This window comes from Pseudomonas sp. BN411, from assembly GCF_029871235.1.
Lineage (GTDB): Bacteria > Pseudomonadota > Gammaproteobacteria > Pseudomonadales > Pseudomonadaceae > Metapseudomonas.
The window spans coordinates 64,671-84,657 of record NZ_SSOM01000061.1 but is presented as its reverse complement, the minus strand read 5'-3'; the positions used below and the strand labels follow the sequence as shown (position 1 = coordinate 84,657).

The 19,987-nt window shown below is 57.7% G+C and carries 12 protein-coding genes; 1 reads left to right on the top strand and 11 read right to left on the bottom strand.

All coding sequences use genetic code 11. The annotated features are described in order from the left end of the window. Positions 1 to 37: 37 nt before the first annotated feature. A protein-coding gene (locus E8F06_RS09715) for an IS3 family transposase (RefSeq protein ID WP_280360116.1) occupies positions 38 to 1,260 on the bottom strand; the annotation gives its coding sequence in 2 pieces (ribosomal slippage) (positions 38 to 915 and positions 915 to 1,260; 1,224 coding nt in all). A 521-nt stretch (positions 1,261 to 1,781) separates the two neighbouring features. On the opposite strand from E8F06_RS09715, the gene E8F06_RS09710 reads away from it, so the two are divergent. After that, the gene (locus E8F06_RS09710; RefSeq protein WP_280360115.1) at positions 1,782 to 8,483 is read left to right on the top strand and encodes a DUF3320 domain-containing protein; all 6,702 of its coding nucleotides are present in this window, start codon (positions 1,782 to 1,784) and stop codon (positions 8,481 to 8,483) included. A gap of 136 nt (positions 8,484 to 8,619) precedes the next feature. Here E8F06_RS09710 and E8F06_RS09705 read toward each other — a convergent pair whose 3' ends face one another. The 10 genes from E8F06_RS09705 to E8F06_RS09660 all read right to left on the bottom strand — a co-directional run bounded on the left by E8F06_RS09705 (position 8,620) and on the right by E8F06_RS09660 (position 19,959). Next, positions 8,620 to 9,408: a hypothetical protein gene (locus E8F06_RS09705; protein WP_280360113.1), complete on the bottom strand. Its 789-nt coding sequence runs from the start codon at positions 9,406 to 9,408 to the stop codon at positions 8,620 to 8,622. 245 nt (positions 9,409 to 9,653) lie between these two features. Then, complete coding sequence (locus E8F06_RS09700) at positions 9,654 to 11,285, bottom strand: methyl-accepting chemotaxis protein (RefSeq protein WP_280360112.1); 1,632 nt, start codon at positions 11,283 to 11,285, stop codon at positions 9,654 to 9,656. Positions 11,286 to 11,579: 294 nt separating this feature from the next. Continuing rightward, on the bottom strand, positions 11,580 to 13,106 hold the full coding sequence (locus tag E8F06_RS09695; RefSeq protein ID WP_280360111.1) for an acyl-CoA synthetase: 1,527 nt from the start codon (positions 13,104 to 13,106) through the stop codon (positions 11,580 to 11,582). Between the two features lie 143 nt (positions 13,107 to 13,249). Next, positions 13,250 to 14,026, bottom strand: coding sequence for an enoyl-CoA hydratase-related protein (locus E8F06_RS09690; RefSeq protein ID WP_280347793.1), 777 nt, complete (start codon positions 14,024 to 14,026; stop codon positions 13,250 to 13,252). Beyond that, the gene (locus tag E8F06_RS09685) at positions 14,023 to 15,021 is read right to left on the bottom strand and encodes a nitronate monooxygenase family protein (RefSeq protein WP_280347791.1); all 999 of its coding nucleotides are present in this window, start codon (positions 15,019 to 15,021) and stop codon (positions 14,023 to 14,025) included. Before E8F06_RS09685 ends, E8F06_RS09690 begins: the two co-directional genes overlap by 4 nt. A 1-nt stretch (position 15,022) precedes the next feature. After that, positions 15,023 to 16,183, bottom strand: a complete 1,161-nt coding sequence (locus tag E8F06_RS09680) for an acetyl-CoA C-acetyltransferase (protein WP_280360110.1) — start codon at positions 16,181 to 16,183, stop codon at positions 15,023 to 15,025. Positions 16,184 to 16,185: 2 nt separating this feature from the next. After that, positions 16,186 to 16,974 (bottom strand): enoyl-CoA hydratase-related protein, encoded by a 789-nt coding sequence (locus E8F06_RS09675; protein WP_280360109.1) that lies wholly within the window; start codon positions 16,972 to 16,974, stop codon positions 16,186 to 16,188. Beyond that, on the bottom strand, positions 16,971 to 18,032 hold the full coding sequence (locus E8F06_RS09670) for a phosphotransferase (RefSeq protein ID WP_280360108.1): 1,062 nt from the start codon (positions 18,030 to 18,032) through the stop codon (positions 16,971 to 16,973). The genes E8F06_RS09675 and E8F06_RS09670 overlap by 4 nt, the downstream gene beginning before the upstream one ends. A 2-nt stretch (positions 18,033 to 18,034) precedes the next feature. Beyond that, positions 18,035 to 19,201 carry an acyl-CoA dehydrogenase gene (locus E8F06_RS09665; protein ID WP_280360107.1) on the bottom strand — a complete coding sequence of 389 codons (1,167 nt, stop codon included), beginning with the start codon at positions 19,199 to 19,201 and terminating at the stop codon, positions 18,035 to 18,037. Beyond that, positions 19,198 to 19,959 (bottom strand): SDR family NAD(P)-dependent oxidoreductase, encoded by a 762-nt coding sequence (locus tag E8F06_RS09660; RefSeq protein ID WP_280347781.1) that lies wholly within the window; start codon positions 19,957 to 19,959, stop codon positions 19,198 to 19,200. The genes E8F06_RS09665 and E8F06_RS09660 overlap by 4 nt, the downstream gene beginning before the upstream one ends. Positions 19,960 to 19,987 lie beyond the last annotated feature (28 nt).

Here is a 19,987-nt window from a genome sequence, read left to right as displayed (position 1 = left end):
TGGACTTGCCCCTATCAAACCGGACACCGGCACCCCGTTAAGTTGATGCCTCAGCCAAGCGCCTGAACTCTCGTGGTGAGCGGTAGTTCAATGCGCTGTGCGGATGTTCCTCGTTGTAATGCTCAAAGGCGATGGCCAGATTATGCAGGGCCGTCGCTCGATCAGGCTTGGGCATGTGGTGGATGTAGTCACGCTTCATGGTCTTCACGAAGCTCTCCGCCATGCCATTGCTCTGCGGGCTGCACACTGGGGTGGTCAGGGGCAGCAGGCCGATCTGTCGGGCAAAGGCTCGGGTCTGTTCGGCGGTATAAGCCGAGCCGTTATCGCTCAGCCATTGCACCGGCGATGCGGGCAGTTCGCCACCGAAGCGTTGTTCAACAGCTTCCAGCATCACGTCGCGGACATCGTCGCCGCTGTAGCCGTTTGGGCTGGCCACCCAGCTGATGGCTTCGCGATCACAGCAGTCCAGGGCGAAGGTCACACGCAGTTTGTCACCATCCTCGCAGCGGAACTCGAAGCCATCCGAACACCAGCGGGTGTTGCTCGTGTCCACCGCGACACGACCTTCGTGACGCCGTGCCACGCCCGGCTGTTTGCGCCGGCGCTCCAGCAACAGATCGTGGTCACGCATGACCCGGTAAATCCGCTTCACGTTGACCGGTGGCAGGGCCTGTTGCTCATGCTGTCGACGCAACAGCCCCCACACCCGCCGATAGCCATAGCTGGGCAACGTGCCGACTGCCTGCTTGATCTGTTCGACCAGGACTCCATCGTTGAGCGCCCGGCGCCGACGCGGCTGCGGCCCTGGAGCGGGCTGTTTGAGTCGAGCCGTCAATTGCGAGCGCGCTACACCGAGACTTTCACTGACCGCTTTCACTGGTCGTCCCCCGGCAACAAGGGTGAGTGCGCAAGCCATTTTCGCGAGCGAGCGATCTCCACCGCTTCCTTGAGGATCTCGGCCTCCATGGTCTTCTTGCCCAGCATCCGTTGCAGCTCGCGGATCTGTTTCAGCGCGTCGGCCAACTCAGAGGCCGGCACCACGGCCTCACCGGCACTGACCGCCGACAGGCTGCCGTCCTGATAGAGCTTGCGCCAGTGGAACAATTGGTTGGGATTGATGCCATTGCGCCGGGCCACCACCGAGACGCTTTGCCCGGGTTCGAAACTTTCGCGCACCATGGCCAGCTTCTCCTCGGCACTCCAACGGCGGCGCCGCTCCTGGCCGAGCACTTCGATGGTTTTGTCTTTGCTGGTAGTCATAAACACAGTCGTTTGCCTATCCCTTATGGTAAGGGGGAAACGGTGTCCTGTGTTTCAAGGGGCTCGCCCACCCTACCCCGCTCTCCAGTGCTAGAAATGGTATCTGTCGAACCGAGGTTTAAAGGGTTCTGCGCAAAGGTCTGCTGGAGCAATATGATGCGCGGTTGCATTAAGCTGACGCACACCACCCATGGCACATGGCTACCCCTCATCTACTACGGGTACCATCCCACCACTGGGAATAAGTTATTCCTCACAGAAGCTCGTTCGTCAGAGCAAGGCACGAGAATCCTATGCTCACACGCATCGACTGCTAATACATTCAGCAGTGTTGGAGGTTATCTCACGTCAAGCGCTACGCGATCAGTCTGCTAGACCTTTGGCTCGCTGGATGTCGTGTTGTGCTATGCGGGTGGGCTGTCGAGCAAGCGAAGTGGGTAGTACTGGTTGAGATCCAGAATTCGGAACTCTGCTCGGGTTAGAGCTGATCCAAATACGAAATAGACGGCAGGGAGGCACAGATGAGCAATGATATGGTTGAGAACGGCAGCAACGGTCTGCTCAACATTGAGATTGCTGAGTCCAGCACTGAGACTGCGATGGCCGAAGACACTACACCGATCGAGTCGGCGGAGCCGTCACCAGTCAAAGCGGTCAGGATCCAGACTACTGTCGTCACCAAGCTCAACCTCGCTGACTATCAGAACGCCGTACCGCTCATTCGCGAGTTGCGCGTGGTCAATGAGACGGAGCAAAAGTACAGCGATCTGGAGTTGACACTCACTTCTGATCCGGCTGTCTTCAAGCCGAAAACCTGGCACATTTCAGAGCTTGGCGCTGAAGTATTTCGGCAAATTCCGGGGCTCGATCTGGCCATCGATGCGAGCATGCTTGCCAAGCTGACCGAAGCCGAATACTCGACCCTCAACTTCGTGCTGACCTGCAAAGGTACTTCCTCCGACGAGCTTCGTGCGGTAGTCGCGCAAACGGAACATCCGCTGGAAGTGCTACCCCGCAACCAGTGGGGTGGTCTCGCTCACCTACCGGAGTTAACGGCAGCCTTCGTGCAGCCCAATGACCTGGCAGTGGAAACCTTGCTTAAGAAAGCCGCCGAGCTGCTGCGCAAGCATGGCAAGAGCGCTGCTCTGGATGGCTACGCCAGCGGCCCAGCACATGCTTGGGAGATTCTCTCCGCCGTCTGGAGCACCGTGGTCGCCATGGGGCTCGACTATGCGTTACCACCAGCGAGTTTCGAACGGGATGGGCAGAAGGTACGGAGCCCCAGTCACCTGGCTGAGCACGGTCTTGCAACCTGTTTCGATCTCACCATGCTGTTTTGTGCGTTGCTGGAGCAGGCAGGCCTTAACCCACTGATTATCTTCACTCATGGCCACGCCTTTGCTGGCGTATGGCTGAAGAATGAGGAGTTCACGACAACGGTCGTCGACGACATTACGGCACTGCGTAAGCGCATCAAGCTCAACGAGCTCGTCCTGTTCGAAACGACCCTGGCGACCCAACGTCCGTCCGTTGGACTGCGTTACGCCATCGAGCGGGGAGCAGATCACCTTGCCGAGGGTAAGGAAGCCACCTTTGAAATGGCATTGGATATTCGCCGGGCACGCCTGCAGCGAATTAAGCCGATGGCCAGCGGCGAAGCCCAGACTCCCAGTGGCAACGCCACGCAAGATGACGCCACACAGGTCGTAGCTCCAGAAATTGAAGCGCCCTTGGCCTTGCCCAGTGAAGTCACGGACAACATCGACGTCGCGAGCCTTGATCCCAAGGATCGCCTTGGACGTTGGCAACGCAAGCTGCTGGATCTGTCGCTACGCAACAACCTGCTGAACTTCAAGACGGGCAAGAAAGCACTGAGGTTCGAGGCGCCTAAGCCGAGCCAGCTTGAGGATTTGCTGGCCTCTGGGAAGCAAATCAAGCTGATGACGCGGCCGGATCTCATGGATGGGGCTGACCCACGAGATAAGGAGCTGTACGAATCCCGCGAGCGCGAGAATGTCCGGCAACAGCACGCGTTGGATGCGTTGAAACGCAACGAGGTGTTCATCGCGTTGCCGCAGGCAGAGCTCGATAGCCGCCTGATCGAGTTGTACCGCGGCGCGAGAACGAACCTGCAAGAAGGCGGTGCCAACACCCTCTTCCTCGCGTTGGGTTTCCTCTCCTGGACACGCGAGGACAGGGCAGATCAGCGTTATCGTGCGCCACTCATCCTGGTGCCGGTGACCCTTGAACGTAAGAGCGCACGCTCGGGTTTCACCATCACGTTGCATGATGATGAACCACGCTTTAACCCGACACTGATCGAAATGCTGCGCCAAGACTTCGAGCTGAATCTGGGCGTTGCCGAGGGGGAATTGCCGCGCGACGAGTCGGGGCTGGACATCGACGCGATCTGGCGCAATGTTGCCTCTGCGGTGAAGGACATCAAAGGCTGGGAGGTTAGTGAGGACGTCGTCCTCTCTATGTTCTCGTTCGCCAAGTACCTGATGTGGAAAGACCTCGCTGAACGCACCGACGCGCTGCGGGACAACCCTGTCGTACGCCACCTGCTGGATACGCCACGCGACGCGTACAACTCGACCACCAACACGCCGTTTCCGGCCAACAACAAGCTCGATGCCGAGTACAGTCCGAAGCAGGTTTTCTGCCCTCTCGCGTACGACTCTTCGCAACTGTCTGCCGTCCTTGCCGCCTCGCAGCAAAAGGACTTCGTCCTGATTGGCCCCCCGGGTACGGGCAAGAGCCAGACCATCGTCAACATGATTGCCCAGTTCATCGCCGAGGATAAGCGTGTGCTTTTCGTCTCGGAAAAAATTGCGGCGCTCAATGTCGTGTACCGTCGCCTGCGCGAGGTGGGCTTGGGCGAGTTCTGCCTGGAGGTCCACTCCAACAAGGCGAGTAAGACGGACGTTCTGTCGCAACTCAATGCCGCTTGGCAAGCTCGCGGTGATGCTGACGTCGAGACCTGGAAGCTTGAGGCCGAACGACTTGAATCGTTGCGCAAAAGCCTGAACGTCTATGTCGACCGCCTGCATTACCGATACCCGAATGGGCTGAGCATCTACGATGCCATCGGCGCCACCATCGCCGGAAAAGATCTACCTGCCGTTGCGCTGACATGGCCAACGCCGCTGATGCACGACCGCGAAGCCTTGCATCGGCTGTTGGAGCTGGCCGATCGCCTAGAGGTAAACGCCCAGGCGATTGGTTACCAAAAGCTAACCGCCCATCCCTTGGGCGCCATCCGCCAGCACGACTGGTCGCCGTCCTGGCAGCAATTGGTAATCCAGGCTGCTCGTGAGGCGATCCCTGCGATTAGATCGACTGAAGCGGCTGCCGCAAGCTTCATCAAATCAGCCAACCTACCTGACGTTGAACTCACGCGTGCCTCGCGAAACGGCCTTTCCATTCTTGCCAATGTCCTCCCCAAAGCAGCAGGACAGGACTGGCGATTCAGCCTTCGCCCCGATGCTCGCCTCATCGCACAGCGGCTCCAACAAGGCTGTGAGCTGGTTAAGCTGCATCGCGAGATAAACAGCAAGCTTCCTGCGCCTTGGTCGCAATCCACGATTGCTGCCTGCCAAGGCGGTCTGGATCTGCTCGAACAGCACTCTCAACTAACGCAAGCGCTACCGGAACCATTGCCAGTTCCGACCATGGTTCTGCTGTCACGGGCCATCCAGCTGTTTGACGAAATCAGCGCGTTGCGTCAGTGCCTCTCGGTGCCGTACACCCCTGGCATCGAAGACCTGGATGTCACTGCCTTGCTGGGAGAGTGGGAGCGGGCCGAGGGGGCGTTCTGGCCCATGTCCTGGTTAAGCAAACGGCGGATCAAGCAGCAACTCAGCCAAGTCATTGACGGCGAGCATGCACCTAACATCCCGGTTGATTTGCAGAACTGGATCTCTCTACGCGAGCTGCGCAGGCAGATCGATGACCTGGGCCTTGGTGCCGACACCGTCGAATTCTGGCGCGGCGCTCGTTCCGATTTTGCCGCAATTCGCCAAGTAAAAACGCTTCAAGGCGCCATCCTCGCAGCCAAAGAGAATCGCGCCTGGGAAGACGATGGGTTTGACCTGATCACTCAAGAGGTAGCCGGCCCCACGCTGAAGAGCGCGCTCCTGAGGATGCGTGAACTACGTGCGCTTCACCAGAAGATCACCACACTGGGCGAGAGCCTGAATCCGGTTTCCGAGGGTATTTGGCAGGACCTCAACACCTGCAGAACCAACCTTGTCGCCGCAGTTGCCTTTCAGCAGGAACGCCGTGGGCTCGTCGATGAGGGGCATCTTGAGCAAGACCATGAGCTGATAGCCACCGGGAAATGTGGGCCTGCGCTGCGCGGACAGTACGCCCTGCTTAAGCAGCGGTCGGAAGCCGAGCGGAATCTCAAGGAATTCGCGGATCTACGTGAGCTTGCTACCGGCATCTGGGCTGGCCTGCATACCAAGGTCGACGTGGCGCGCGCCGCGGTGGAGTTCCAAGGACACATCGCGACAGCCATTGCTCAATTGGCACAGAACCCGGATGCAATAACCGCGGTGAAGTCGTCCCTGCTGCAGTTGCTGGGCGACGGCAACGCACTTCTTGAGCCACAGGGGTTAGTCTCCCGCCACGGCCAGCAATACTTGAAGTCCACCGCAACGCTCGCGAACAGTCTTTGCCGGCTGGTCACTGACGCCCACTTCAGCAACGAGGGAACAGAGCACCTCGACGCCCTCCCCCTTCAAGCACAACTCCAACAATGTGAAGGCATCATTCAGGCGGAGCACAACCTGCACGCCTGGAGTGCCTGGTGCAAAGTCCGCGATGAAGCCGCCAGCGTGGGACTGCGACCACTCATTCAAGCACTGGAAACGGGCCTGGTTGTCCAAGGAACAATCAAGAAAGTCTTCCAGGCCAACTATGCCCGCTGGTGGTTGAACGCGACGGTTGATCAGGAACCGACTATTCGCAATTTCGTCAGCGTCGAGCACGAGCAGCGCATCCGAGACTTCCGCGCCCTGGATGAGAAGTTCACTGCCCTGACACGCGACCTGCTGCGGGCCCGTCTGTGCGCAGAACTGCCAACACCCGACAGCGTGACGCAAGCCTCTGAGTGGGGTGTGCTACGCCATGAAATCTCGAAGAAGACACGACACAAACCGCTTCGCGAACTGATCTCGACCATCCCCGCCGCACTGGCCAAACTCACGCCGTGCATGCTGATGAGCCCGCTGTCCATCGCGCAGTACCTCTCGACGACATCGACCGTATTCGACGTAGTGATTTTCGACGAGTCCTCTCAGATCCCAGTGTGGGATGCCATCGGCGCCATCGCGAGGGGACGGCAGGTGATCATGGTGGGGGATCCGAAACAGATGCCGCCGACCTCGTTCTTCGACCGTGCAGAAACGACGAACGAAGACGACGATGTGGAACCGGACCTGGAGAGCATTCTGGACGAATGCTTGAGCGCAAACCTGCCAACCCTCGACCTGAACTGGCACTACCGTAGCCGGCACGAGAGCCTGATCACCTTCTCCAACCACCGCTACTACAAGGGCAACCTAGTCACCTTCCCGTCACCGGTTACCACAGACCGGGCAGTGAGCCTCAACCTTGTTCAAGGTGTCTACGACAGGGGCGGCTCACGTACGAACCTAGGCGAGGCCAAAGCGCTCGTCGCACATTTGGTGGCACGCCTACGCACGCGAGAGGTGAAGGAAAACCGACTGACCTTTGGCGTCGTTACCTTCAACAGCGAGCAGCAACGGCTCATTGAGGATTTGCTGGATGCTGAGCGCCGCAACGATCCGTTACTGGAAGGCTATTTCGCTGATACTCAGTTGGAACCGGTGTTCGTCAAGAACCTGGAGAGTGTGCAGGGCGATGAGCGGGACATCATCTACTTCTCCATCACCTATGGTCGTGATGCCGCAGGCCACATGACGATGAGTTTTGGGCCGATGAACCGCCCCGGTGGCGAACGTCGCTTGAATGTGGCCGTCACCCGCGCCCGTCACGAGTTGCTGGTGTTCTCCACCATCAGCCCCGAAGTCATCGACCTGGCGCGTACCCAGTCGATTGGCGTGCGTGACATGAAGCATTTCCTTGAATTCGCTGAGCGTGGCCCGCGCGCAATCATCGAAGCAACGGCCGATAGCCTTGGCAGTTTCGACAGTCCGTTCGAAGAGCAGGTCGCCAAGGCTCTGGGTCGCAAGGGCTGGCATGTCGTTACTCAGGTCGGCGTCTCGGCGTTCCGCATAGACCTTGCGGTGGTCCATCCGGACGCTTCTGGCCGTTACCTCGCAGGGGTTGAATGCGACGGAGCCACCTACCATCGCAGCGCCACAGCCCGTGACCGCGACAAGCTCCGTGAGCAGGTCCTACGTGGCCTCGGCTGGGAGATCTTGCGGGTCTGGTCGACCGATTGGTGGATCAACCCCGCCGGCACAGCCGAAAAGCTTCACGAACACCTGGAGGCCCTGCTGGCGGAAAGTCGTACCCGCAAGGTCAGCGAGCAAGCCGATTTGGCCAATCATGCTGCAACGGTGGAAGAGGTAGTAGAAAGTATCAGTGAGGAGGCACCGCCCACAGAGGCCATCGCCTTGCCGGTTGATAACCCCGCTGAAGAGCCCCGGGCCAGCAGCCAATATGCACGAGCGATTGGAATTGCGGTCGGTGCCGTCTCTGCGCCCACAACTGCGCTGTACCGCAAGGTCGACCCGCTTGTGGCAGTTGAAACCGTCGATCCGGAGGCCTTCTTCGAAGACCATTACGACGGAACCTTGGCTTCAATGATTGCCCATATCGTTGCCCATGAGGGTCCGGTACTCGACCTCATCCTGGCGCAGCGTATTGCAAGGGCGCATGGCTGGGTGCGCACCGGCAATCGGATTCGTGAACGAGTCAGCTTCCTGGCCGAACAGTCCCATCGCAAGACGGTGGAAGATCTCGGTGATTTCTATTGGCCCTCGCACCTTGATGACGACAATGCAGTCACCTTCCGAAAAGCTGCCGATGCCGACAACCTGCGCGGCGTAGATGAAATCAGTCAGAAGGAACTGGAGGCTCTCGCGCGCGAAGCATTGGCCCGCGGGGAAGTGCGCGACAATCTGCTCTATGCCATGGCACGTGATCTGGGGCTGCAGAAAGTCTCTGCACAGAGCAAGCTAAGACTCGAGCAGGTCATCGCAAGCGTTCACCGGACGGATGCCCCCTAGAGGCGCGGACGGCGGAGGTCACTCCGCCGTCTTTGCTGCTGCGCTCCTTCGGAAAACCGATCCGCACGTTTGAAGATCAGCTACGTGGCGGGCAGAGACCGCTTGCACAAGAGCGTGCAATCTCCAGTTGCTCTCTTCAGTACGCAGCAGACAGAAAGTTCTCTGCCAGCAGGGGCTCGACCGGCGAAAATCCCGAGGTTTTCTTGAAGGACATGTGGTGAACGAAGTTCTTCATTGATTCAGACGGGTCGATGGCATCGAGGTTGAGCAGTGCGAGCGTCCGCCGGGAAATCGCAACACTGAGCAATGGGGATTCCTCAAGGTGCCCCGACGCTGGATTGAGCAGCCTGTCTGTAGCAGTCACGATCACCAGGTCGTCGGGCAGAATTGCTAGAAGCTCTCGACCTACCCGCAACACGCAGCTGCAGACGTAATCCTGCAGCAGCTCGTTGTACTTACCGGCGGCCAGTTTCTTGGTAGACAGCTTGCCGCTCTGGAGCAGACTTTTACTCTCGGCGGGGATGACACGCTCACCGTGTACGCCGAGGAACGCCTCGACCACCCCGCTTTCACCGACAACGAATCTGACGGACGTGCCCAGCATCGAGATGTCTTCGAAAGGGTTCAACAGCTTGATCGCATCCAACTTGGCCTGCCCCTCTCCTCTTAGTAGGCGCTGAGCCAACGCATGATCCGTTTGCCACTCCGAGTGTTCAGCTTGCCAAGCTGCCCTCTCTTTCGTGAAACGGCTGGAATCCTCCGAACGCCCCTTCTCAACAGACTTCTGCAGAGACTGGAGCTGACGCTGCTGCATGCCAAACAGCCGCGCAAAGAAACCAGGCTGGTAGCTGTCCAAACGTAGTTTTTCAACAAACACTGAAACTTTTTCACTGAATGTTGAAACGGATGCACCGAGACGGTGCATGGCCGCTGCCTGGGGAGGCAGCGGCGCCAGCCATCCAAAACTGGCTTTCGCAGTTAGGTCGAGACCATTGGCCCCGAAGGAATAGAGGGCATCAAAGAGTAAACAACAGGGCCGGCGAGCATTGCTCGCTGGCCCTGTTTACTAGTAGGGCAGCTCCGTTTTTCCCGAATCCTTCAAACGCAAGGCGCTAAACCAGGTGCTTGCCGGTACGCCGTTTCGTCATGTACCAGGAATCCAGTACGAGCCTATACGCGGAACTGCCGTAGGGTCTGATTCAACTGGCTAGCTAGAGCGTCAAGGTGGCAGCTTGCCTCTTTCGATTGGCTAGCGGCCACGGCATTCGCTTCAGCCAGTGAGGCCGCCTGCGTCACGTTCTGGTTGATTCCCTCTACCACTTGGGACTGCTGCAAGGTAGCACTGGCTATAGATGCATTCAGGTCTGTCAGATTGCGCAGTGACTGTGCGATCTGTTCCAAACTAATGCCTGCCAGGCGCGCCTTATCGACGGTCTGGGTGGACGCATGGCTGCTCTCGTCGATGACCTGAACGGCAGCCTCGGAATTGGCCTGGAGACGCTCAATCATTGTCTGGATTTCGGCAGTGGATTTCTGCGTGCGTTGCGCCAGTAAGCGAACCTCGTCGGCAACGACGGCGAACCCCCGCCCTTGTTCACCGGCACGAGCTGCCTCGATTGCGGCATTCAAGGCCAGCAAGTTGGTCTGCTCGGCGATGGAACGGATCACTTCGAGCACAGAGTTGATCTGGGTACTCTCCTGGGCCAGTGACTGAATCACTTCCACTGCCTTGCCAATGGTACTGGAGAGCTGGTCGATCTGTTCCAAGCTGCTGCCGATGTTGTTCTGCCCCCTGCGTGCCTGTTCTTCGGCATCGCGTACTTCGCTGGCGGCGTGCTCAGCGTTTGCCGCCACTTCCTGCACGGAGTAGGAGAGTTCTTGCACCGCGGTGGCGACCAACTCCATCTGCCGCGACTGCTGTAGGCTCTGGTACTGGGCATCGCTTGCAATTACGCCAAGGGATCGTGACGCATGGTCGAGCGAGCCGGCAGTTTCCAGTGAATGGCCGATGACCCCCTGTAACTTGAGGGTGAACGTATTGAAATGGTTGCCCAAATCTGTGAGTTCATCGTGCCAATAGTCGTCCAGCCTACGGGTAAGGTCAGCTTCCCCGCTGGCAATATTGGCCATAGCATTGACCGCTTCGCATAACGGCGAAGCGATGCTGCGGGCGATCAGGACGATGAGGACAGTGAGCAGAAGGCCCGTCACCAACACTATTCCCAAGGTATTCAGTACGTGTGCGCGAAATTCATCCTGTACATCGTCGACGTATATTCCTGAACCAACTACCCAACCCCAAGGCTTGAATAGCTCCACGTAGGACACCTTCTTCACCGGCGCTTCCGAGCCCGGACGAGGCCAACTGTAGTGAACGAGTCCAGCCCCATCGTGCTTGGCGACCCTCACCATTTCGTCGAAAAATGGTCTGCCATCAGGATCAAGGGTACCCGTCATCACTTTGCCTTCGATTTTTGGGCTAGGGTGCATGACCATGCGTGTCTCGAGGTCCTCTAGCCAGAAGTAATCATTACCGTTGTAGCGCAGGCTGCGCATCAGTTCGATGGCTTGGTTCTGCGCCTGCGCACGGTCGAGCTTCCCAGCGCTTTCCTGTTCTCGGTAGTAGCGCAGGATGCTGCTCGCGGTTTCAACCACATGCTGGGTTTTCAGCGCTTTCGCGGCATGCAGGTCTCCAAAGTTCTGGATGAGCAACAAACCGGCTAGGGCGAGAAGTATTACCTGGGAAGTCAACAGAATCAGCCAGAGGCGGTGGCTGATGGGAACTTGGCGCAGTCCGGGCATGATCCAGCTCCGTTATGCCATGAGAGGTCTGACGTGCCTTATTGCACAGGCGAATGGAGTGCGGTGAGAAACGCCCCCTGAAGGTGCAGGGCCATCGATCATTGGATAGCCTTCGGCATGGGCAATTGGTTGTTTAGGGCTTTCTGCGCTGTCCAGATCACCGCCGACGACCGACATATGCCATCCCTGGCGGATGCAGTCGTTAACAGTTCAACAAATCGAGGAAAGCGATGCCCAAACAACCCCACTTCAATACAAAGCCGCTGATGCCCTACCTGCAGGCGCAGACACTGCTCAATCGGGAGAGGAGGTGTCCATTCTTTTCTCATACTCCTCGCGTAGCAGACGCTTCATCAGCTTGCCGTTGGGTTCACGCGGCAATTCATCGCGAAAATCGACGCGCTGCGGACATTTCACTCCGCCCAGCGACTCACGCACAAATGCACGAAGGAGCTCTGCCAAGGTTGGTCCAGCTGTTTGCTGATCGCGAGGCTTCACAACGGCCACTACCTTTTCACCCATCTCCTCATCAGCTATACCGAACACTGCCACATCATCCACATCGGGGTGTGTCATGAGCACATTTTCGATTTCTTGCGGGTAGATGTTTACACCCCCGGAGATGATCATGAAGCTCTTTCGGTCAGTGAGAAAAAGGTAGCCGTCCTCATCAACCCAGCCTATATCACCTAATGTTGCCCACCCTCGATGGTCGTAAGCCTTCCGTGTCTTCTCCGGGTCGTTGTGGTACTCAAAGCGAGGACCATCGGCAAAGTAGATATCCCCCACAGTTCTGGCCGGTACCTCTTGGCCCTCCTCATCGAGGATCTTGACTGTCCCCAACACAGCACGTCCAACTGAACCCGGTTTGCGAAGCCATTCCTCTGCATTAAGGGCGGTAAGCCCGCAACACTCTGTGCCCGAGTAATACTCGTGAATGATCGGTCCCCACCACTGGATCATGGCGTGTTTAACTTCAATAGGGCACGGACCCGCAGCATGTACCACGGCACGCAACGATGAGTAGTCATAGGCGTCGCGGACCTCAGCTGGCAGTTTGAGGATGCGAACGAAGTGCGTCGGCACGAAGGTCGCTTGTGTAACGGAGTAGCGTTCAATTAGCTGAAGCGTCTGCTCGGCATCGAACTTTTCCATGACTACCACGGTGCCACCAAGCCCCTGGATCGCAAGCGCCCAGCGCAATGGCGCAGCATGGTAGAGCGGCGAAGTAGACAGATAGATGCTATCCGATCCCATGCCATAAAACTGACGTCCCATTGACATCAATGGACTTTCGTTGGCGACAGGCCCCTCGGGGAGTGACGGCTTCACACCTTTTGGGCGCCCAGTCATTCCAGACGAGTACAGCATGTCAGCGCCCGGGCTTTCGTCGTCAATGCGAGTTACGGCCTTGGCTGCACGCTCCTTAGCGAAGGCTGTCGTGCTGAAGAACCGTGGTGCATTGTCCTCCAGACGCTGGATAGCACTCAGACCGAGTTCAAAAAACGTGTCTGAGGCTATCAAGACCCGTGCCCCAGAATCGCTGACTATGTAGGCGACATCGTTTGAAGAGGCGCGGTTAGAAATAGCTGTCAGATAAAGCCCACAGCGCTGAGCCGCCCAGGAGATGGTGAATACATCAAGGCCGTTTTCGAGAAGCACCGCGACGGTGTCTCCGCGTTGCAGACCAAGGGCACGAAACAGATGTGCTCCCTGGTTAGCGAAGCGCTCAAGTTCTGCGTAACTTAGGATTTGGCCAGACGAAGCAAGGATGCAGGCTGCCTTGTCAGGCGCGGAAAGTGCGTGAATGGATGGATGCATGATGGTTATCCTTATTTTTGTGCCCAGATTTGGTTCCCGGGTTTGTCAACTAATGGAACTCAAGGCAGAGAAAACCATCTCGCCTGAGCAATTCTGGAGGTCATCCATAGCGTTGATCGGGAACTAGGGGAGCAAGTCGCTTATCAGCGACCTGACCACTGTGGCGGCCGCTTTTCAGCGAAAGCACGCGGCCCTTCAATGGCATCCATCGACTCGAGCATCGAAACTACCTGCGGATACTGCCATTCCTCGACAAGGGCTGTTTCGATGGGCACATCAAGTCCACGAAGCACTGCCTCTTTGGTGGCTCGCAGGGATAGAGGACTACACGCCAACATCTCCGCAGCCCAACAGCGGGCCAGGGAAAGCACATCGTCGGAGCAAACCTCGTTGACGAAGCCAAGGTCCACTCCCTCACGGGCACTAACCCGGCGCCCAGTAAGCAGCATGCCCATGCTGCGCTTGAGACCAATAACCTGAGGCAAGCGCTGTAGCCCACCCGCCAGCGCTGCCAGGCCGACGCGAGGTTCAGGCAGAGCAAACACTGCGTTCTCAGATGCAACGATGATGTCGCAAGCCAACGCCAGTTCGAAGCCGCCGCCCATGGCCACTCCATTCACAGCAGCAATTACCGGCTTACTCAAATCGAAGCGCGCGGTCAGCCCGGCAAAACCTTTCTCCGGAGTAACCAAGCCGCCACCACTTGCCTGCTGCTTGAGGTCGTGGCCAGCACAGAATGCCTTGCTGCCCGAGCCCGTAACGATCGCGACCCACTGTTCCTCATCGGCCCCAAAGTCGTCGAACGCTTGTTGCAGCTCGAGATGCGCCGCAGCGTTGAGTGCGTTATGAGCCTCAGGTCGGTTGAGGATAATTGTCGTCAGACGGCCTTCACGTTCTACACGGATAAACTGGTAGCTCATGCAGTTACCTCCTGGTGGGCACGAAAGAATCCGGGTAAGCGTCGGTTAATGATTTCACCTGCGTCATCAACGATTCTGGTCAACAGTTCTGCGCAAGTCGGAATGTCATGAATCAGCCCTTGGACCTGGCCTGCCCAGACAAGACCAGCATCGAGATTTCCTGTCTCCAAGGCCTCACGCCCACAAGCTCCACTTACCAGCGGGCGAATATCCTCGAAAGTCACCCCCGGTTGCTGCGACATAGCTACCACGCGATCAGAGATGCTGTTGCGCGCCACGCGTCCGGTATTGTGGAACTGCCGAAATATCAGCCGCGTGTCACGCTCATCGTTGTTCACCAGGAACAGCTTGATCGCATCATGAATTGGCGCCTCGACAGTTGCGCAGAAGCGCGTACCCATGTTGATACCCTCCGCGCCTAGCGCAAGCGCTGCAGCAAGGCCGCGACCATCACCAAATCCACCGCTGGCGATCATCGGCACCCGGATCTTGTCAGCGGCAGCGGGAATGAGCACCAAACCGGGAATATCATCTTCCCCTGGGTGTCCGGCACATTCGAAACCGTCAATAGAGACGATGTCGACGCCCATCTTCTGCGCTGAAAGTGCATGGCGCACAGAAGTGCACTTATGAATCACCGTCAGCCCATGCGCCTTGAAGTCCTCGACATGCTCGTGCGGTTTGTTTCCCGCCGTCTCGACGACCCGTACGCCGCTGTCGATGATGGCCTTGCGGTACTCTGCATAAGGCGGAGGGCTCACCGAGGGTAAGATGGTCAGGTTCACGCCGAATGGCTTGTCCGTCATCTTCCGGCAGCGCTCGATTTCTCGCCGCAGATCATCCGGTGTCGGCTGAGTCAACGCAGTAAGCATGCCGAGCCCTCCGGCATTCGAAACGGCGCTGGCCAATTCGGCGCGGCCAACCCACATCATGCCGCCCTGAACGATTGGGTGGTCGATGCCGAGTAATTCTGTGACTCGGGTGTGGAGCGCCATATCAAAGCACCTCCACGATAGTCGCGTTTGCGACGCCACCACCCTCGCAGATGGCCTGCAGGCCATAGCGCAAGCCGCGAGCTTTGAGCGAGTGCAACAGAGTGGTCATAAGCTTGGTACCGGTGGCGCCCAATGGATGCCCGAGAGCAATAGCCCCGCCATTGACATTGAGCTGGTCCGGATTGGCTTCCAGTGCCTGCAGCCAGGCCAGGGGCACCGGAGCAAAAGCTTCGTTGATCTCATAAAGATCAATATCAGCAATGCTCAAGCCAGCTCGTTGCAGTGCACGTCGGGACGCTTGGATAGGTTCTTCCAACATGATCACCGGATCACCGGCGGTGACGGCCATCGACACAATCCGCGCCAACGGAATCAGGTTGTGCTCCTTCAACGCCCGCTCACTCACTATCAAGAGCGCGGATGCACCGTCGCAGATCTGGCTGGCGTTGGCGGCGCTGATCACACCGCCCTCCCTGATTAGACGAACCGAAGAAATCCCCTCCAAAGTCGCATCATGTCGAATACCCTCATCCCGACAATGCAACCCAGTATCGGTAGCCAGGGGAACTATCTCGTCCTGGAATACGCCAGATGTGGTTGCGTGCGACGCACGCTGGTGACTTTGGAGCGCATAGCGATCCAGGGTTTCTCGATCAAAGCCATATTTTTGCGCGAGCATCTCCGCGCCCTCAAACTGGCTAAAGGTCTCGACGCCGAACCGCTTCTTGATCCGTTCACTGAATGGGCCCACCCCCAAACCTTCACGCTCATGGAACGACAGGTTGGAGAACATTGGGACTCGGCTCATGCTTTCGACGCCGCCAGCGATTACCACATCTTGCACACCAGACATCACTGCCTGAGCAGCAAAATGGACCGCCTGTTGAGAGCTACCGCACTGGCGATCGATGGTTACAGCCGGCACACTTTGTGGAAGGGACGAAGCCAACACCACATTTCGAGCAAAGGCGAAAGACTGCTCGCCGGCTTGCGTGACGCAACCGATGATCACATCATCAACGGCCGCCGGATCAATGCCACTTCGCTCCAGAAGCGCATTGATCACCTCCCCCCCCATATCCGCCGGATGCCAGCATGCGAGTTGACCATTGCGCCGAGCACCGGCAGTACGTACAGCCCCGACAATATAGGCTTCAGCCATTATTAGACTCCTACTTGGAAATTCGGTTGACGTTTTTCGCTAAAGGCCGTGACGCCCTCACGGGCCTCAGGACCGGCGCCAGACTCAGCGACACAGCGGGCTTCTTTTTCCAGGTGCGATTCGAGGCCGCCACCGTAGGTTTCCAACAAAAGTCGGCGGGTGCGGCCGATAGCGGCAGTAGCTGAATCGGCCAGAGCGCGTGCAAGTCGTGCGCCCTCTGAATGGAGAGCGTCGTCGTCCACCACTAGGGTTATCAGCCCCTGCTGAGCAGCATCCACGGCGCTCAGGCGCTGGTTCAGAAGAATCACCTCCTGCGCTCTGCGCATACCCAAGAGGCGAGGCAGATGCCAAGTCAACCCGCCGTCAGGGCTCAGGCCTACCGAGCCATATGCAGGAGCAAAACTGGCCCCACGAGTGGCCACCACAATGTCTCCTGCAAGCGCCAAACTGAATCCAGCCCCGGCTGCCGGGCCATTCACCAGCACCAACATGGGCTTGTTCATCCGCATAAGGCGTGAAATGGACATGTGCAACACACCGGCAATCTCGCTGAGGAACCCCGAGATTTCATCCCCTGCAGCCTTGAAGGCACCAAGGTCACCTCCCGTGCAGAAAAATCGACCAGAGCCACTAAGAACTACGCAACGAATTCCTGCGTCTTGATCACAGCGAATCACTGCCTGCAGCAGTGCATGAGCAAGCGCGAGGTCGATGGCATTACCAGCTTCAGGGCGGTTCAGGGTTAGATAGGCTATGTCCCCTTCGATCCGCATCTGCACAGGCGCGCTCATTTGCACTCCTCCATGGCGCGTCGCGCCAGTTCAGCCAACATCGGGAAGCTTCTGGCGCGCTCGCGGGCATTGGTCGATGCTGCCGTGCCACGCAGTACGCGTCCTTGGATACCGTGGAAAATCGCGGCCAGCCGGAAAAAATTGAAAGCGATGTAGAACGGCCAGTCGGGAATGTTGTTGCGCCCGGTTCGACGACAATATTCCGCGACATATTCGTCTTCGGAAGGAATGCCCAATGCATGCAAATCTGCCCCGGCGAGGCCGGCGACGATGTGTGGAGGCATGCGGTACATCATGGCGTGATAGGCGAAATCGGCCAGGGGGTTTCCCAGAGTCGACAGTTCCCAATCCAGCACCGCCACAATGCGTGGCTCGCTGGGGTGGAAGATCATGTTGTCGCACCGAAAATCACCGTGCACGATGCTCGATTCATCACCGACCGGGATGTGTGCCGGCAACCATTCAACCAGGGCGTCCATGTTTGCATCGCGCCCGGCAGCTGGGTCATCCAGGTATTGCCGCGTCCAGCGTTCGATCTGTCGAGAGAAGTAATTTCCTGGGCGGCCATAGTCGGCCAAGCCAACAGTGACAGGATCGATGCTATGCAACTGTGCAAGGGTGGTATTCATCGCATCGAAGTAGGCTTCGCGCCGCTCCACACCTGGGAAGGTCGCATCCCAGAAGATTCGTCCCTCAACCCGCTCCATCACATAGAACGCACTGCCGATTACATCAGTGGTTTCACAGACACCCATGATCTGAGGTACCGCAAAGCCCTTAGTGGAAAGAGCTAGCTGAACCCGTGCCTCGCGTTCGACGCTGTGCGCTCCTTTGAGCACAGGACCAGACGGTTTACGACGCAGAATGTAGCTCCCCGACGATGAATCAAGTCGATACGTGGGGATCGACTGCCCGCCCTTAAGCCGCATGATATTCAGGGGGCCGATAAATCCGTCGACATGTTCGATCATCCAACGTTCAAGTGAAGCGCTGTCGAAATTCAGCGGTTCGTCGAGGCTGTCGGCACCGGCGATTACTACTGCTTCGTGCGAGCTCATGTTTACCTCCGGATCCAGTCACGCTTAATTTTCTTAGCCAGTGACCACTTGTGAACTTCGGTCGGACCGTCATACACACGGAAGGCACGAATCTCGCGGAATACCTGCTCAACAACAGTGTCTTCGGTGAGGCCGCTTCCACCCATGACCTGTACGCAACGATCGGCCACTCGCATGAGAGCCTCACTAACGGCAACTTTGGTCATCGAACTTTCGGTACCGCCCTGAGCCCCACTGTCGAGTACCCCAGCGCACCAGTCGATCATCAATTCGGCTTGCTTCAGGTCGATCAGATTCTCGGCGAGCATGAAGCCGCAGCCTTCGTGTTCGATAAGCACCTTGCCAAAAGCCATGCGTCTGTTGGCGTAGTTAGTAGCGATTTCCTGGGCTCGCACGCAGGCGCCGTACCAGCGCATACAATGGGACAGACGCGCTGGAGCGAGACGAACTTGCGCATAGTGAAAACCTTCACCAGCCTCACCCAACATCTGTTCCGCAGGTACTCGAAGGTTTTCTAGGCGGACTACTGCGTGTCCACCTGGCATTGAGTTATCGATGGTTCGCGGGATGCGTTCAATCCGAATAGCCGGGTTAGGCAGCTCAATCAGGAACAGGCAAGCACCTTCCTCAGCTTTGGCCATTACAATCCCGACGCCAGCTCCCTCAGCGCCGGTGATAAATGCCTTGCGGCCGTTGATGATCCAATCGTTGCCTTCACGGTGACAGGTGGTCTTCATCATCGACGGATCAGAACCGGCACCACCTTCTTCAGCCGGTTCGGTCATGAAGAACGCCGACCTCATTTGCCCTTCGATCAACGGCCGCAAAAAGCGCTCTTGGATCGTGGGGCTACCAACCTTGCCCAACAGATACATGTTTCCTTCGTCAGGCGCGGCAGTATTGCAAGCCAGCGGCCCAAGAGGGGAAAGACCAGTTTTTGCCAAAACCAACGCAGTGCCACGTTGGCTCAGGTGACGTCCGTCAGCCAGGATATGAGGTGTTAAAACGCCAGCTTCCCGAGCCAGCTCCCGCAGTTCGATGACGAGCGCGTCCGTAGGGCAATTGTGGTGATCACGACGAGAGTCCTGTTCATAGGGCACAACCACGTCTCGCACAAACCGCTCCACCCGATCAGCGATCACCGCAGCCTGTTGCAGATCGTCGTTCATCGCGGGGCCATCCGAATTGCACCGTCCAGGCGGATGACTTCACCGTTAAGCATGGGATTCACGACAATCGCTTCGACTAGCTGCGCGAATTCATCCGGTTGCCCGAGTCGGCTCGGGAACGGGACCTGCTGCCCCAAAGAAACTTGAGCCTCTTCTGGCAGAGTGGCGAGTAGCGGCGTAAGGAAAATACCTGGAGCGACAGTCATCACACGAATGCCGTAGCGGGCGAACTCTCGCGCCAGTGGCAACGTCATACCAACGATGCCTGCTTTAGACGCCGCGTAGGCCGGCTGTCCAACTTGGCCGTCAAAGGCAGCAACACTGGCAGTATTGATTATCACCCCACGCTCTTCGCCCAGTGCATCAGCCACATGTAAGCGCGCAGCAAACTTCGACAGAACGTTAAAGCTGCCCGTGAGATTGACGTTGATAATCTGATTAAATTTCTGGAGCGGCAAAGCAGTACCGTCGCGATTGATCGCCTTTGCCGGGGCTCCGATACCAGCGCAATTTACCAGTATACGAGGCAGTCCATTTACTTCCTCAGCGGCGTCAAGGGCGCGCTCTACCGCTAGTTCGTCGGTGACATCAGTCTCAATAAATACCCCACCAATGGACTCAGCAAGTCGTTGGCCCAGTTCACGGTTCAGGTCAATAATCGCCACTTTTGCGCCAGCGGCGGAAAGTCGACGTACGACCGCTTCGCCTAGGCCAGAAGCTCCGCCGGTTACAACTGCAGATGTTTCATGTATTTGCATGAGTCTAGGTCCTTTATTGTTTTAAACA

Bases quoted from the DNA above. Each gene is read 5' to 3' on its own strand.
- E8F06_RS09695 (WP_280360111.1), bottom strand. From the start codon at position 13,106: ATGCATCCATCCATTCACGCACTTTCCGCGCCTGACAAGGCAGCCTGC.
- E8F06_RS09680 (WP_280360110.1), bottom strand. From the start codon at position 16,183: ATGGCTGAAGCCTATATTGTCGGGGCTGTACGTACTGCCGGTGCTCGG.
- E8F06_RS09675 (WP_280360109.1), bottom strand. From the start codon at position 16,974: ATGAGCGCGCCTGTGCAGATGCGGATCGAAGGGGACATAGCCTATCTA.
- E8F06_RS09670 (WP_280360108.1), bottom strand. From the start codon at position 18,032: ATGAGCTCGCACGAAGCAGTAGTAATCGCCGGTGCCGACAGCCTCGAC.
- E8F06_RS09700 (WP_280360112.1), bottom strand. From the start codon at position 11,285: ATGCCCGGACTGCGCCAAGTTCCCATCAGCCACCGCCTCTGGCTGATT.
- E8F06_RS09660 (WP_280347781.1), bottom strand. From the start codon at position 19,959: ATGCAAATACATGAAACATCTGCAGTTGTAACCGGCGGAGCTTCTGGC.
- E8F06_RS09685 (WP_280347791.1), bottom strand. From the start codon at position 15,021: ATGGCGCTCCACACCCGAGTCACAGAATTACTCGGCATCGACCACCCA.
- E8F06_RS09690 (WP_280347793.1), bottom strand. From the start codon at position 14,026: ATGAGCTACCAGTTTATCCGTGTAGAACGTGAAGGCCGTCTGACGACA.
- E8F06_RS09705 (WP_280360113.1), bottom strand. From the start codon at position 9,408: ATGCACCGTCTCGGTGCATCCGTTTCAACATTCAGTGAAAAAGTTTCA.
- E8F06_RS09665 (WP_280360107.1), bottom strand. From the start codon at position 19,201: ATGAACGACGATCTGCAACAGGCTGCGGTGATCGCTGATCGGGTGGAG.
- E8F06_RS09710 (WP_280360115.1), top strand. From the start codon at position 1,782: ATGAGCAATGATATGGTTGAGAACGGCAGCAACGGTCTGCTCAACATT.